Annotated in this window: 14 protein-coding genes; all 14 read right to left on the bottom strand. The window is 62.7% G+C overall.

Features of this window, described 5'->3' with window-relative positions; genetic code table 11:
* Window positions 1–34 precede the first annotated feature (34 nt).
* The 14 genes from PSQ39_RS16800 to PSQ39_RS16735 all read right to left on the bottom strand — a co-directional run bounded on the left by PSQ39_RS16800 (window position 35) and on the right by PSQ39_RS16735 (window position 14,892).
* Window positions 35–277 (bottom strand): BolA family protein, encoded by a 243-nt coding sequence (locus tag PSQ39_RS16800; RefSeq protein WP_273927999.1) that lies wholly within the window; start codon window positions 275–277, stop codon window positions 35–37.
* A 61-nt stretch (window positions 278–338) separates the two neighbouring features.
* Window positions 339–1,094 carry an ABC transporter permease gene (locus tag PSQ39_RS16795; RefSeq protein WP_273927998.1) on the bottom strand — a complete coding sequence of 252 codons (756 nt, stop codon included), beginning with the start codon at window positions 1,092–1,094 and terminating at the stop codon, window positions 339–341.
* Window positions 1,091–2,035: an ABC transporter ATP-binding protein gene (locus PSQ39_RS16790; protein WP_273927997.1), complete on the bottom strand. Its 945-nt coding sequence runs from the start codon at window positions 2,033–2,035 to the stop codon at window positions 1,091–1,093. The genes PSQ39_RS16795 and PSQ39_RS16790 overlap by 4 nt, the downstream gene beginning before the upstream one ends.
* A 106-nt stretch (window positions 2,036–2,141) precedes the next feature.
* Window positions 2,142–2,414, bottom strand: coding sequence for an STAS domain-containing protein (locus PSQ39_RS16785; RefSeq protein WP_273927996.1), 273 nt, complete (start codon window positions 2,412–2,414; stop codon window positions 2,142–2,144).
* 3 nt (window positions 2,415–2,417) lie between these two features.
* Window positions 2,418–3,059 carry an MlaC/ttg2D family ABC transporter substrate-binding protein gene (locus tag PSQ39_RS16780; protein ID WP_273927995.1) on the bottom strand — a complete coding sequence of 214 codons (642 nt, stop codon included), beginning with the start codon at window positions 3,057–3,059 and terminating at the stop codon, window positions 2,418–2,420.
* Window positions 3,060–3,194: 135 nt separating this feature from the next.
* Window positions 3,195–3,962, bottom strand: a complete 768-nt coding sequence (locus tag PSQ39_RS16775; protein ID WP_409242049.1) for an MlaA family lipoprotein — start codon at window positions 3,960–3,962, stop codon at window positions 3,195–3,197.
* Between the two features lies 1 nt (window position 3,963).
* On the bottom strand, window positions 3,964–4,452 hold the full coding sequence (gene mlaD, locus PSQ39_RS16770; RefSeq protein WP_273927993.1) for an outer membrane lipid asymmetry maintenance protein MlaD: 489 nt from the start codon (window positions 4,450–4,452) through the stop codon (window positions 3,964–3,966).
* 51 nt (window positions 4,453–4,503) lie between these two features.
* On the bottom strand, window positions 4,504–5,286 hold the full coding sequence (mlaE, locus tag PSQ39_RS16765; RefSeq protein WP_273927992.1) for a lipid asymmetry maintenance ABC transporter permease subunit MlaE: 783 nt from the start codon (window positions 5,284–5,286) through the stop codon (window positions 4,504–4,506).
* Window positions 5,283–6,107 carry an ABC transporter ATP-binding protein gene (locus PSQ39_RS16760; RefSeq protein ID WP_273927991.1) on the bottom strand — a complete coding sequence of 275 codons (825 nt, stop codon included), beginning with the start codon at window positions 6,105–6,107 and terminating at the stop codon, window positions 5,283–5,285. Before PSQ39_RS16760 ends, mlaE begins: the two co-directional genes overlap by 4 nt.
* A 147-nt stretch (window positions 6,108–6,254) precedes the next feature.
* Window positions 6,255–7,721 (bottom strand): glutamate synthase subunit beta, encoded by a 1,467-nt coding sequence (locus PSQ39_RS16755; RefSeq protein WP_273927990.1) that lies wholly within the window; start codon window positions 7,719–7,721, stop codon window positions 6,255–6,257.
* 35 nt (window positions 7,722–7,756) lie between these two features.
* Entirely contained in the window at window positions 7,757–12,481 is a 4,725-nt protein-coding gene (locus PSQ39_RS16750) for a glutamate synthase-related protein (RefSeq protein ID WP_273927989.1), read from the bottom strand.
* Window positions 12,482–12,672: 191 nt separating this feature from the next.
* Window positions 12,673–13,386 carry a transposase gene (locus PSQ39_RS16745; protein ID WP_273927988.1) on the bottom strand — a complete coding sequence of 238 codons (714 nt, stop codon included), beginning with the start codon at window positions 13,384–13,386 and terminating at the stop codon, window positions 12,673–12,675.
* A gap of 46 nt (window positions 13,387–13,432) precedes the next feature.
* The gene (locus PSQ39_RS16740) at window positions 13,433–14,323 is read right to left on the bottom strand and encodes a class I SAM-dependent methyltransferase (RefSeq protein ID WP_273927987.1); all 891 of its coding nucleotides are present in this window, start codon (window positions 14,321–14,323) and stop codon (window positions 13,433–13,435) included.
* On the bottom strand, window positions 14,320–14,892 hold the full coding sequence (locus tag PSQ39_RS16735) for a DUF1415 domain-containing protein (protein WP_273927986.1): 573 nt from the start codon (window positions 14,890–14,892) through the stop codon (window positions 14,320–14,322). Before PSQ39_RS16735 ends, PSQ39_RS16740 begins: the two co-directional genes overlap by 4 nt.
* Window positions 14,893–15,015: the final 123 nt, after the last annotated feature.

Here is a 15,015-nt window from a genome sequence, read left to right as displayed (position 1 = left end):
GGTTGGGGAGAGCTCGCAGACAGCCGAACCCGCATCAGCGCGGCTGGGCGGCCCATTCTGCAGGCGTGAAGGTCTTCATCGACAGGGCGTGGACCTCATCGGTGTGCATTTTCTCACCAAGCGTGGCGTAGACCCGCTGGTGGCGCTGGATGGCGCGCTTGCCCTCAAACTCGGCCGACACGATGGTGGCGTACCAGTGGCGCCCGTCGCCCTCCAGGGTGATGTGTTCGCAGGCCAAGCCAGCGGCAATGAGTTTCTTGAGATCGTCAGCGGTCATGGGAATACAGCAAGGTAAATGGTCGTTCAGGCCAACGTGGCCACGGCGTGAAGCCGATCGCTCAGCTGCGAATCTTGTAGCCAGTGCGCAGCAGGTGCAGGGCAATGCCGCTGACCAGCAGCCAGGCCGTGCCCACCAGGCCCAGGCTCACCCAGGGCGAGACATCGCTGACCCCGAAGAAGCCATAGCGAAAGCCGTCAATCATGTAGAAGAACGGGTTCAGGTGACTGACCTGTTGCCAAAACGGCGGCAGCGAATGGATCGAATAGAACACGCCGGACAAAAAGGTCATGGGCATGATGACGAAGTTCTGGAAGGCGGCCATCTGGTCGAACTTTTCCGCCCACAGGCCCGCGATCAGGCCCAAGGCCCCCAGCATGGAGGCCCCCAGCACGGCAAACACCACGATCCACACCGGGGCCACAAAGGACGGCATGGCAAAAAACGAGGTCACGACAAAAACACCCAAACCGACCGCCAGGCCCCGCACCAGGGAGGACCCAACATAGGCGACAAACCATGCGCGGTGCGACAAGGGGGTCAGGAGCAAGAACACGAGGTTGCCCATGATCTTGCTTTGGATCAGCGAGGAGGAGCTGTTGGCAAATGCGTTTTGCAACACGCTCATCATCACCAAGCCCGGGATCAGGAAGGCAGTGTAGGACACGCCTTCCGTGCCCTGGGCGCGTTGGTCCAGCACATGGCCAAACACCATCAGGTACAGCACGGCCGTCAGCACGGGCGCGGCCACGGTCTGGAAGCTGACCTTCCAGAAACGCAGGATCTCTTTGTAGAGCAGGGTTTGCCAGCCGGTCATGCTGCGACCTCCGCTGCCGGGGCCGCAGGTCGGGCCGCGCCAGCCTTGGCCATGACGCTGATGAACACGTCTTCAAGGTCCGCCTTGCGCACCTCGATGTCCTCGGCCACCAGACCGGATTCGCGCACCAGCGCGAGGCTGCGCTCAATGTCCGCCGCGTCATGCACCGGCAACTGGGCGATGCGCCCGGTCACCCGGGCCTGGGCACGCAGCGAGGCAGGCAGTTCACCGTCGACCTTAAAGCGCAGCACATTGCCCGAAGCCTGGCTGAGCAGGTCGGTGGTGCGCTCCAGCGCCACCACCTGCCCTTGCTTGAGCATGGCGATGCGACCGCACAAGGCCTCGGCCTCGTCCAGGTAGTGGGTGGTCAGCAACACGGTGTGGCCTTGTTTGTTGAGTTTGGCAATGAACTGCCACAAGGTCTGGCGAAGCTCCACGTCAACGCCGGCCGTGGGCTCGTCGAGCACGATGATGGGCGGACGGTGGACCAAGGCCTGAGCCACCAGCACCCGGCGCTTCATGCCCCCTGACAGTTGACGCATATTGGACTTGGCCTTGTCGGCCAGGCCCAGGCTTTCGAGCAACTCGTCAATCCAGGCGTCGTTGTTTTTCACGCCGAAATAGCCTGATTGGATCTTGAGCGCCTCGCGCACGTTGAAAAAAGGGTCGAACACCAGTTCCTGGGGCACGATGCCCAGGCGACGTCGCGCCTGCGCGTAGTCCCCCTGCACATCAGCGCCCTGGACCAGCACCCGGCCCTCGCTGGCACGTGCCAGTCCCGCCAAAATGCTGATCAAGGTGGTTTTGCCCGCCCCGTTGGGGCCGAGCAGGCCAAAGAATTCCCCTTCTTCAATGTCAAAGCTGACATTGTTCAAGGCCTGGAAGGGCCCGCGGGGGGTGGAGAAGGTCTTGGAGACCGATTGGAAGGAGACTGCTGGCATGGAGACTCGGGATTTTAAGCCCTCCCCCTCTGCACCACCGCCAAGCAAGGGCTAAGCCTTGCTCAAACCCCGGCCTTGCAGACAAAGGCCAGCCCATTCAAACGCTTCAGCTTTGCGCTGGTAACAGCTCGCCAACCCCGTACAACTGGGCCAGCGACGCCAGGCGTTCGTGCAAGCCTCGAACGACAAAGCCCTTGCCCAGGGCCAGCGCCTCGCGCCGGCAACCCAGCAACACAGCCAGCGCCGACGAGTCAAACACCGTGGTGGCCGAAGCGTCTGCCACCACCAGGGCATCTGGGTCTCGACGCAGGGCCTGCACCAACATGCCCAGGCAGGCACCCGCCTGGGCGTGGGTCAACTCAGCGGGCAACACCAGCACGGCTCAGCCCTTCTTGGCGTTGTTCGCCTTGTTGCGCTCGGTCAGGGTGGCGATCAAGCCGTCCAGGCCTTTGGCATTGATCTCGGTGGCGAACTGGCTGCGGTAGGTTTCGACCAGCCACACGCCCATCACGTTGAGGTTATAGATCTTCCAGCCAGCACCAACGCCGGGGGTCTTTTCAAGGCGGTAATCGAGTTGGATCGGGTCACCCTTGCCACGCACTTCGGTGCGCACCACCACGTCGGCGTCATCGGCACCGGCCCGCAAGGGCTTGATCGAGATGGTTTGATCCGACACCTGGGCCAGCGCGCCCGAGTAGGTGCGCACCAGCAGGGTCTTGAACTCCTCCTGCAGACGGGCCTTTTGCTCGGCCGAAGCCTGACGCCAAGCCGGCCCGACGGCGGCAGCCGTCATGCGCGGAAAGTTCACATTGGGCATGATCTTGGTGTCTACCAAGGTGATGATCTTGTTGGTGTCACCCGCCTGGATCGCCTTGTCGGTCTTGATGGTCTCCAGCACGTCGGTGGAGAGTTGCTTGATCAAGGCGTCTGGGGCTTCGTCAGCCGCCTGCACGGACAGCGGCAAGGCCATCGTCAATGCACTGGCCGTTGCCAACAACCAAGCACCCAAATTACGTCGTTTCATAGAGATCTTTCAAAGCAGGTTCCACCCGCCAAGCTGGAGAAGCAACTGCCAAGGCCCCAGCCTTGTGCATGAACGCTGCTCTCACCGGTTCATAACGAAGCGCCGAGCCATCAGGCCGACAAGGCGCACCAAATATCAAGGCAGCGGTTCAGGCGGCAAGGCGCCATCGTCTTCATCCACGACAGCGCGGCCATTGCGCTGCTCGTTGTCACGCAACTGCAGGTACACGTCCCGCGTGAAGGAGTACTTGTCCAACGCGGCCTCATCCAGCACCCGGCTGGCACCCAGCAGGTTGGAGCGCACCGACACCACCCGGGCGGCGTACAGCGAATTGCGCGTCGGCACATGGTCGATGCGGGTCACGACATCGCCCTTGAGGATGATGGGCAAGGCCAGGGTGTCACGCAGGGTCGACGGGCCCAGCACTGGCAGCACGATGTAAGGGCCGGTGGGCACGCCATAGCGCGCCAGGGTCTGGCCAAAGTCTTGTTTGTGCTGCTCGATCTGCATTTCACTGGCAATGTCGAGCACCCCGCCCAGACCGAACACCGTGTTGAAACCAAAACGCAGGGCGGTTTCGGCCGAGGCCTTGGGGTCAAGCTGGAGCACGTTGTTGACGAAGGACCACACCTCACCCAAATTGGAGAAGAAGTTGTTCACCCCGGTGCGCACCAGCGAGGGCGTGACCTCCCGGTATGCCGTCGCCACGGGCTTGAGCACCGCGTTGTCCACCGCCTCATTGAAACGGGACATGTCCCGGTTGAAGGGCTCCAGCGGATCGCGTGGATTCTTACCCGGACCCGTGGCGCAACCCGACAACACCGCCAGCGTCAGGGCCAAAAGCACCCAGCGCCACCCAGAGGCCAATCGCCCCACTGAAAATGAGTTCACAAAAGCCTCCATGTTATTTCTTCGCGCCCGCATTTGGTGTCGATGGGCCATCGGCCGCCTTGCTGTAGAGGAACTGGCTGATCAGGTTCTCCAGCACCACGGCTGACTGGGTGGTGCCCACCTTGTCGCCCTGGGCCAGGTTCTTGTCGTCCGCGCCGGCTTCAATGCCGATGTACTGCTCACCCAACAAGCCCGAGGTGAGGATTTTCAGCGAACTGTCCTTGGGAAAGGCGTAACGATTTTCTAACGCCAGGGTGACCTGGGCCTGGAAGGATTTGTCGTCGAACACGATGGACTCGACCCGCCCCACCACCACGCCAGCGCTCTTGACCGCTGCCTTGGGCTTGAGCCCGCCAATGTTGTCAAACTTGGCCGTGATCCGGTAGGTCGACTGAAAGCTCAGGCTCAGCAGGTTGGCCGATTGCAAAGCCAGGAACAGCACCGCAGCCAAGCCCAGCAGCACAAACAAACCCACCCAAACATCATTTTTAGAGCGTTGCACAACACTCTCCTTTTCACATCGAGGGCAAGCCCAAGCCCACCCGGTTGAATCTCAAATACTGAACATCAGTGCGGTCAGGATGAAATCCAGACCCAGCACAGCCAGGGACGCCACAACCACCGTCCGGGTGGTCGCGCGGGACACCCCTTCAGGTGTGGGCATGGCCTCAAATCCTTGCAACAAGGCCGTGAATGTCACCGTGAAACCGAAGACGATGCTTTTGATGACACCGTTGCCGACGTCACTCCACACATTGACCCCGCCTTGCATCTGACTCCAGAACGAGCCGGAATCGACCCCGATCAAGGGCACCGCAATGACCCAGCCCCCCAGCACCCCCACCGCGCTGAACACCGCCGTCAGCAAGGGCAAGGTGATCACACCAGCCCAAAAACGTGGCGCCAGAATGCGTTGAACCGGGTCCACCGCCATCATTTCCATGGCACTGAGTTGCTCGCCGGCCTTCATCAAACCAATTTCGGCGGTCAGCGACGTCCCCGCACGCCCGGCAAACAGCAGGGCCGTGACCACCGGGCCCAACTCCCGCACCAGGGACAAGGTCACCAGCTGCCCCAGAGCCTCCGATGAGCCATAGCGCTGAAGAATGTTGAAGCCTTGCAAGCCCAACACAAAGCCAATGAACAAACCCGACACGCCGATGATGGCCAGCGAGTAATTGCCCAAGAAGTGAATTTGATCGCGCACCAAGCCAAAGCGTCGCAGGCACACGCCCAGAGACACCAGCAGGCGCAGGAACAAGCGTGCGCCGTGCCCCAGGTTGGCCAGCTGGCGACGCGTGGCCAGGCCCACATCAGAGGGTCGGTACCAAGTCATCGCGCGGCTCCGCTGTGGGGCCCAAAGTCGTCTGCGACCGTGGGGCCAGGGTAGTGGAAACGCACCGGCCCTTCAGGCAAGGCGTTGACAAATTGATGCACCAAGGGATCGGTGCTGTTGCGCACCTCGTCGGGGGTGCCTTGGGCGGCGATGCGGCCGTTGGCCAACACAATCACCTTGTCGGCGATGTGGAAGGTTTCATCGAGGTCGTGCGACACGATGATGCTGGTCAGGCCCATGGCGTCATTGAGCTGGCGAATCAAGCGCGCCGCCGTGCCCAGCGAAATGGGGTCCAAGCCAGCAAAGGGTTCGTCGTACATGACCAGTTCGGGGTCCAGGGCGATCGCCCGCGCCAGCGCCACACGCCGCGCCATGCCGCCGGAGACCTCGCTGGGCATCAGGTCCCGGGCGCCACGCAGGCCCACCGCATTGAGCTTCATGAGCACGATGTCCCGGATCAGGGCTTCGGGCAGGTCGGTGTGCTCTCGCAGCGGAAAAGCCACGTTGTCGAACACGCTGGAATCCGTGAACAGCGCACCGAACTGAAACAGCATGCCCATGCGACGGCGGATGCGGTAGAGCCCCGCCGTGTCGAGCGTGCGCAAATCTTCACCGTCAAAGCGCAACTCACCCGATTGAGGGCGAATCTGGCCGCCGATGAGGCGCAGCACCGTGGTTTTGCCCCCACCGGAGGCGCCCATCAGGGCCGTGACCTGGCCTCGAGGCACGGTCAAGGTGACGCCATCGAGAATTCGGCGATCACCGTACCCGAAGGTCAGGTCTCGCAGTTCGACAAGGGAGGAGTTGGGTGTGGGTGCCATGAAACGAAAACGCCGGACGGTGCCCAGCGTTCCGGAATCATAAGGGATTCAGGTTAACCCGGAGTCAAGAGGGGCCGCCCCCAATGACAACGCCCCCAAAAGGAGGCGTTGTCAAGGCAGTCGGCCCCGGCGAACCGGGGCTGTCGCTCAGCGCGGCAGGTCGCTGAAGCCCATCAGGAACTCGTCCACCGCACGGGCGGCTTGACGGCCTTCGCGGATGGCCCAGACCACCAGCGATTGACCGCGGCGGATGTCGCCGGCGGCAAACACCTTGGGCACATTGGTGGCGTAACCGCCCGTGAACTCGGTGCTGGCCTTGGCATTGCCACGCGCATCCTTGTCCACACCAAAACCGTCCAGCACGGTGGCAACCGGGTTCACAAAGCCCATGGCCAACAACACCAGGTCGGCCTTGTATTCTTTTTCGGTGCCCGGAATTTCGACCAGCTTGCCGTCCTTGAATTCGACATGCACGGTCTTCAGGCCGGTGACTTTGCCCTTTTCACCCATGAATTCCTTGGTGGAAACAGCGAATTCACGCGTGCAGCCTTCTTCATGGCTGGAGCTGGTGCGCAGCTTCAGCGGCCAGTAGGGCCACACCAGGGGCTTGTTTTCTTGTTCCGGCGGCTGGGGCATGACCTCGAACTGAGTCACGCTGACGGCGCCGTGGCGGTTGCTGGTGCCCACGCAGTCGCTGCCGGTGTCGCCACCGCCAATGACGATCACATTCTTGCCGTCGGCACGCAACTGACCCTTGAGCTTGTCGCCTGCGTTGACTTTGTTTTGCTGGGGCAGGAATTCCATCGCGAAATGGATGCCGTCCAGGTCACGGCCCGGCACCGGCAAGTCGCGCGACTGCTCGGAGCCGCCCGTCAGCAGCACCGCGTCGAAGTCTTTCTTCAGCTGCTCGGGGCTGATGGTTTCCTTGGCCCAGTTGGTGACCTTGGAGCCTTCAGGCAACTTGCCCACCATCACGCTGGTGCGGATGGTGACGCCTTCGGCTTCCAACTGCTTGGCGCGGCGATCGATGTGCGACTTCTCCATCTTGAAGTCGGGGATGCCGTAGCGCAGCAGGCCGCCGATGCGGTCGTTCTTTTCGAACAAGGTCACATCGTGACCAGCGCGGGCCAGCTGCTGGGCTGCAGCCATGCCGGCCGGGCCGGAGCCCACGACGGCGACCTTCTTGCCGGTCTTGTGCTTGGCCGGACGGGCCGTGACCCAACCTTCGGCCCAGGCGCGGTCGATGATGGCGTGCTCGATGGACTTGATGCCCACCGCATCGTCATTCACGTTCAGCGTGCAGGCGGCCTCGCAAGGGGCGGGGCAGATGCGACCAGTGAACTCAGGGAAGTTGTTGGTGCTGTGCAGCACCTCGATGGCGTTTTGCCAATCGCCCTTGTAAACCAGGTCGTTGAAGTCCGGAATGATGTTGTTGACCGGGCAGCCGTTGTTGCAGAAGGGCGTGCCGCAATCCATGCAGCGCGCGCCCTGCACCTTGGCCTGGCTGGCGTCGAGACCGACGATGAATTCCTTGTAGTGCTTCAGGCGCTCGGGAACGGGCTTATAGCCTTCTTCGATGCGCTCAAATTCCATGAAGCCGGTGACTTTTCCCATGATGCTTTGTCCTTGAATCGTGAGGTCGGATCGAATTACTTGGCCGCAGCCGCTTCTTTGGCCGAGGCCTTGGCCTTGGTGGTCGCCGTGGCAGCCTGCTTCTTGGCGTTGATTTCGCCCAGAGCGCGCTTGTACTCGGTCGGGAACACCTTGACGAACTTGGCGCGGGCCTCCGTCCAGTTGTCCAGCAGTTCGCGCGCACGCTTGCTGCCCGTCCAACGGTGGTGGTCTTCCAACAGCTTCTTGAGCTGGGCTTCGTCGGTCTGGTCGCGGTGCCAGATGGCAGCGTCGACGCTGGCCTCTTGTTCGGCAGCCGACAGGACCTTGTCCAGGCTCACCATGGCGGTGTTGCAACGGCTGGCAAAGCTGCCGTCGTCGTCGTACACATACGCCACGCCGCCGCTCATGCCCGCGGCGAAGTTGCGGCCGGTCTTGCCCAGCACGGCCACGGTACCGCCAGTCATGTATTCACAGCCGTGGTCACCCGTGCCTTCGACCACTGCCGTGGCGCCCGACAGGCGCACTGCGAAGCGTTCACCAGCAACGCCGCTGAAGAAAGCCTCACCGCTGGTGGCACCGTACATGACGGTGTTGCCCACGATGATGTTGCGGGCTGCTTCGCCACGGAAGTCGATGCTCGGACGCACCACCACGCGGCCACCCGACAAACCCTTGCCGGTGTAGTCGTTGGCGTCACCAATCAGGTACATGGTGATGCCGCGGGCCAGGAAGGCGCCGAAGGACTGACCGCCCGTGCCTTCCAGCTGGATGCGGATGGTGTCGTCTGGCAGGCCTTCCGGATGCACCTTGGTCAGGGCGCCCGAGAGCATCGCACCGACCGAGCGGTTGACGTTGCGGGCGCGTTCGATGAACTGCACCTTCTCGCCCTTGTCGATCGCAGCGCGCGACTTCTCGATCAGCACCACGTCCAGGGCCTTTTCCAGGCCGTGGTCTTGGTTGTCGACGTGGAAGCGCGGCACATCGGCCGGCACTTGCGGCTGGGCCAGCAGGCGGCTGAAGTCCAGGCCTTGAGCCTTCCAGTGTTCGATGCCCTTCTTGGTGTCGAGCAGGTCGGCACGGCCGATCAGGTCGTCGAACTTGCGGATGCCCAGTTGGGCCATGATCTGACGCACTTCTTCAGCAATGAAGAAGAAGTAGTTCACCACATGCTCGGGCTTGCCCGAGAACTTGGCGCGCAGCACCGGATCTTGCGTGGCCACGCCCACCGGGCAGGTGTTCAGGTGGCACTTGCGCATCATGATGCAGCCTTCGACCACCAGCGGCGCCGTGGCGAAACCGAACTCATCAGCGCCCAGCAGCGCGCCGATGGCAACGTCGCGACCGGTCTTCATCTGGCCGTCGGCCTGCACGCGAATGCGGCCGCGCAGGCGGTTCAGCACCAGGGTCTGCTGGGTTTCGGCCAGGCCGATTTCCCACGGACCGCCGGCGTGCTTGATCGAGGACCAGGGCGAAGCGCCCGTGCCGCCGTCATGGCCGGCGATCACGACGTGGTCGCTCTTGCACTTGGCCACGCCGGCCGCGATGGTGCCAACCCCCACCTCAGACACCAGCTTGACGCTGATGCTGGAGTGCGGTGCCACATTCTTCAGGTCGTGGATCAGCTGAGCCAAGTCCTCGATCGAGTAGATGTCGTGGTGCGGCGGGGGCGAAATCAGGCCCACACCCGGCACCGAGTAGCGCAGCTTGCCGATGTACTCGGACACCTTGCCGCCCGGCAGCTGACCACCTTCACCCGGCTTGGCGCCTTGGGCCATCTTGATCTGGATCTGGTCGGCGCTGGACAGGTATTCGGCGGTCACACCGAAGCGGCCCGAAGCGACTTGCTTGATCTTGGAGCGCAGGGAGTCACCGGCCTGCAGCGGCAGGTCGACTTCCACGGCGCTGTCGCCGATCACGCTCTTGAGCGTGGCGCCCTGAGCAATCGGGATGCCCTTGAGTTCCTGACGGTAACGCGCCGGGTCCTCACCGCCTTCGCCGGTGTTGCTCTTGCCGCCAATGCGGTTCATGGCCACGGCCAGGGTCGCATGGGCTTCGGTCGAGATCGAGCCCATGGACATGGCGCCGGTGGCGAAGCGCTTGACGATTTCCTTGGCGGATTCGACTTCGTCCACCGGGATGGCCTTGGCCGGGTCGATCTTGAACTCGAACAGGCCGCGCAGGGTCATGTGGCGACGCGATTGGTCGTTGATGATCTGGGCGTATTCCTTGTACGTGTTCCAGTTGTTGGCGCGGGTCGAGTGCTGCAGCTTGGCAATCGCATCCGGGGTCCACATGTGCTCTTCGCCACGGGCACGCCAGGCGTATTCACCGCCAGTGTCCAGCATGTTGGCCAGCACCGGGTCGTCGCCGAAGGCGGCCTTGTGCATGCGGATGGCTTCTTCAGCGATCTCGAACACACCAATGCCCTCAACGCGGCTGGCGGTGCCAGTGAAGTACTGCTCGACGGTTTCGTTGTTGATGCCGATGGCTTCGAACAACTGGGCGCCACAGTAGCTCATGTAGGTGCTCACGCCCATCTTGGACATGATCTTGGACAGGCCCTTGCCGATCGCCTTGACGTAGTTGTAGATGGCCTTGTCAGCCGACAGGTCGCCCGGCAGGTCCTTGTGGATGGCCGCCAGGGTTTCCATGGCCAGGTAGGGGTGCACGGCTTCAGCGCCGTAGCCCGCCAACACGGCGAAGTGGTGCACTTCACGCGCGGTGCCGGTTTCCACCACCAGGCCAGCGGTGGTGCGCAGACCTTCTCGCACCAGGTGCTGGTGAATGGCCGACAGGGCCAGCAGCGCGGGAATGGCCACTTGCGTGGCACTCACGCCGCGGTCGCTGACGATCAGGATGTTGTTGCCACCCTTGATCGCGTCCACAGCCTCGGCGCACAGCGAGGCCAACTTGGCTTCCACGCCTTCATGGCCCCAGACCAGCGGGTAGGTGATGTCCAGCGTGTGGCTCTTGAACTTGCCTTGGGTGGTGGCTGCAATGTTGCGCAGCTTGGCCATGTCGGCGAAGTTGAGCACTGGCTGGCTCACTTCAAGGCGCATCGGCGGGTTGACCTGGTTGATGTCCAGCAGGTTGGGCTTGGGACCGATGAAGGACACCAAGGACATCACGATGGCTTCGCGGATCGGGTCGATCGGCGGGTTGGTCACTTGCGCGAACAACTGCTTGAAGTAGTTGTACAGCGGCTTGTTCTTGTCCGACAGCACGGCCAGCGGGCTGTCGTTGCCCATGGAGCCAATGCCTTCTTCGCCGTTGACAGCCATCGGGCTCATCAGGAACTTGATGTCTTCCTGGGTCGTGCCAAAGGCTTGCTGGCGGTCCAGCAGCGAGATGTCACTGGCGGCCGGGGCGGAGGCTTCGGCTTGCACGTCGTCGAGCTTGATGCGCAGGTTCTCGATCCACTGCTTGTACGGCTTGCTGTTGGCCAGGCTGGCCTTGAGCTCTTCGTCATCGATCATGCGGCCTTGTTCCAGATCGATCAGGAACATCTTGCCGGGTTGCAGACGCCACTTGCGCACGATCTTGTTCTCGGGCACGGGCAGCACGCCCGACTCGGAACCCATGATCACGAAGTCGTCGTCCGTGATGCAGTAGCGCGAGGGGCGCAGGCCGTTGCGGTCCAGCGTGGCGCCAATTTGACGGCCATCGGTGAACACGATCGAGGCCGGGCCATCCCAGGGCTCAAGCATGGCGGCGTGGTATTCATAGAAGGCCTTGCGGCGCTCGTCCATGGTGGTGTGCTGTTCCCAGGGTTCCGGGATCATCATCATCACGGCCTGGCTGATCGGGTAGCCCGACATGGTCAGCAGCTCGAGGCAGTTGTCGAAGGTGGCGGTGTCGGATTGGCCGGCGAAGCTGATCGGATACAGCTTTTGCAGGTCGGCACCCAGCACCGGCGAAGACATCACGCCTTCGCGCGCCTTCATCCAGTTGTAGTTGCCCTTGACGGTGTTGATTTCACCGTTGTGCGCCACATAGCGGTACGGGTGAGCCAGCGGCCACTCGGGGAAGGTGTTGGTTGAGAAGCGCTGGTGCACCAGGCCCAGGGCCGACACACAGCGCGGGTCTTGCAGGTCCAGGTAGTAGGTACCGACTTGGTCGGCCAGCAGCAGGCCCTTGTAGACCACGGTGCGGCTGCTCATGCTGGGCACGTAATACTCTTTGCTGTGCTTGAGCTTCAAGGCCTGGATGTTGGCGCTGGCCGTCTTGCGGATCACGTACAGCTTGCGCTCCAACGCGTCTTGCACGATCACGTCGTTGCCGCGGCCGATGAAGACTTGGCGCAGCACCGGTTCTTTTTCGCGCACGGCGGGCGACATGGGCATGTCGCGGTTCACCGGCACATCGCGCCAGCCGAGCAGGACCTGGCCTTCGGCCTTGATGGCGCGTTCCATTTCTTGCTCGCAAGCCAGGCGCGAAGCGTGTTCCTTGGGCAGGAAGATCATGCCCACGCCGTACTCGCCAGGCGGCGGCAGGGCCACGCCTTGCTTGGCCATTTCTTCGCGGTACAGCGCGTCAGGCAACTGGATCAGGATACCGGCACCGTCACCCATCAGGGCATCGGCACCCACGGCGCCTCGGTGGTCCAGGTTTTCAAGGATCTTGAGGCCTTGCTGCACGATGGCATGGCTTTTGACGCCCTTGATGTGGGCCACAAAACCGACGCCGCAAGCGTCGTGCTCATTGGTCGCCGAATAGAGACCGTTTTGTTGGAGATGCTGAATCTCTGCAGCCTTCGTCATGGCATGTCCTGATCTGTGGGGGCCGGCTGGGCAAGCACCTGAGGGGTGCAGCCGTGGCGGCCCGGGGTTCACGATATTTCGCGGGGAAGCGAAGGATAGTGCAGTGCAATAAAAATGCCAAGAAAATTAAATTAGGGTCAGATACCAATTTAAATCCAACCGGCATTTTTAAAAATTAAATTGGGGACAGATCATTTAACTGATGGGACAGGCGCCGTGCGTGCCTTGGCAGGACGCCCCGCCAGACGCCGCGTGAGGCGGCGCTCCACCTTGGGCTGCCAAGCGTCGACAAAGGCGGCATCCCCCAACAACCAGCCCTGCTGGGTGGCCTGCGACAAGGCCTGCGACTCAAGCGCAGACAAGCCCTCCGCCACTTGACGGGCATAAGCCACCTCACGTGCGAACGGCGTGTTGCCCAGTTGCCAATAGACCGGGTGCGGAGTGATCAGGCGGTCCACCTGCCGGCCGATGTGGTGCAAATGGGAAGACCAGGCGTGGTCTTGTGCCTCGGCAACCAGACCCTGGCGCACCGGCATGGTGTCCATGTTCACCATGCAGGGGATCAGGTAGCGCTCAGGCTGCAGCACGGTGGAGCGAAAGCGCCCCTCCCACAAGGTGCCGCTGCGGCCATGGCGCTGGTTGAACTGACGCGTGTACTTGCGGCCCAGGGCCTGCATGAAGGCGGACAAGCCCTCCGCGCTGCGCGGCGTCAGCAGCAATTGCACCGCCTGCGGCAGCAGCAGCCAGGCGTGCAGTTCGATGCCGTGCTCGGGCAGGTACTGGGACAAGACCGCCATCAAGGCCTGACGATCGACCTCATCCACAAACACCGGCTGGCCGTTGTTGCCGCGCAAAATGACCTGGTGCGGCAGACCCGGAATGACGAGGCGGGGCAAGCGAGCCATGAGCGACTGGGGCCGATGAAGGAGGAACGCCGCCTGCGCCCGAGCCTCAGGCCGGCAGCGGGTAACGCGTGGCCTGCAAGGACTGCAGACCGAACTCGGCCAACAGCGCCTGCAGACGCTCGGCGGCGCTGCGCTTTTTCTGGCCGGTGTAGCGGGCGAGGATCAACTCGTTCTTCATGCTGTGCTCCCAGCCCACCAGCTCGGTCACCGTGACCTGGTAGCCACAGGCCTCCAGGTACAGGCAGCGCAGCACGTTGGTGATCTGGCTGCCCATCTCCCGGGTGTGCAGCGGATGGCGCCACAGCTCGGCCAGCGGGGTTCGCGACAGCGACAGCGCCTTGCTTTCACGCAGGCAACTGGCCACCTCGGCTTGGCAGCAGGGCACCAGTACCATGAAGCGGGCGTGCTTTTGCAAGCCAAAGGCGATGGCGTCATCGGTCGCGGTGTCACAGGCGTGCAAAGCCGTGACAACGTCGATTTGCTCGGGCAGGCGCTGGTCGCTCAGCGACTCGGCCACCGTGGTGTTGACAAAGGCCATGCGCGAAAAGCCCAGGCGCTGCGCCAGCGCCTGCGAGCGCTCGACCAGTTCAGCACGGGTTTCGACACCGTAGATGTGCCCCTGCCCCAGGGCCTTGAAGAACAGGTCATAGATGATGAAACCCAGGTAGGACTTGCCTGCACCGTGGTCGGCCAGCGTGGGGCCACCCTCACGGGCGGGCAGCTCCTGCAGCAGCTTTTCGATGAACTGGAACAGGTGGTAGACCTGCTTGAGCTTGCGCCGCGAGTCCTGGTTGAGTCGACCCTCGCGGGTCAGGATGTGCAGTTCTTTGAGCAGCTCAATGGACTGACCTGGTTTGAGCTCGGCGCTCAGCGCCGCATCAGCAGCGGCCTGGCCCCGGGTGAGCGTGGGCACCGCCGTGGATTTGTTTTTTTTCATGAAGGGGTCCGGTGGGCCTCGACGTCCAGTGCGGCCCAGCCTTCGTGGCCCAGTCGCTCCAGCGTCTCGATGTTGCGCTCGTAAATCATGTCGGCCTCGGGGAACACCTCGACCGCTCGGTCAATGCTGGCCTCGCGCAGCAGGTGCAGCGTGGGATAAGGGCCGCGGTTGGTGAAGTTGCTGATCTCGTCGGGCTGGGTGCCGGCAAACTGGAACTGCGGGTGGAAGCTGGCGATTTGCAGCTCGCCGTCCAGGTCCAGACGCGCTAGCACCTCGTCGGCCTGACCCAAGAAATCGTTGAAGTCGAGAAAGTCGCTCAGGGCCTCGGGCAGGATGAGCAAAGTGGTGTCGCGCTGGGCTGGATCCGCTTGGACCAAGGCCTGCAACTCAGCCTCCAAGGTGTTCAGCAAGGTCTCGGATTCGGTCGAGAAGTCCACCACCAGATGCACCTGGTTCTTGACGTACACCGACTTGGCAAAGGGGCACAGGTTCAGGCCGATCACCGCCCGCTCCAACCAACGCCGGGTATCGGCCAGGACTTGCGCCTGACGCGCCAGCACGGCGCTCATGAGCGGCGCCCCACAGCCATGCGAGCCGCTGGGGACAAGGAACAAAGCAGAAAAGTCACAAGCAGGCGCCCATCCGAAAGGAGAAGCCGCGATTTTACCGGTCGCACGGCTGCGCCCGAGGGC

This window comes from Curvibacter microcysteis (genome assembly GCF_028649455.1).
GTDB classification, from domain to species: Bacteria; Pseudomonadota; Gammaproteobacteria; order Burkholderiales; family Burkholderiaceae_C; genus Curvibacter; species Curvibacter microcysteis.
The sequence above is the reverse complement of the archived record's forward strand: the minus strand, read 5'-3'. Positions and strand labels throughout refer to the sequence as shown.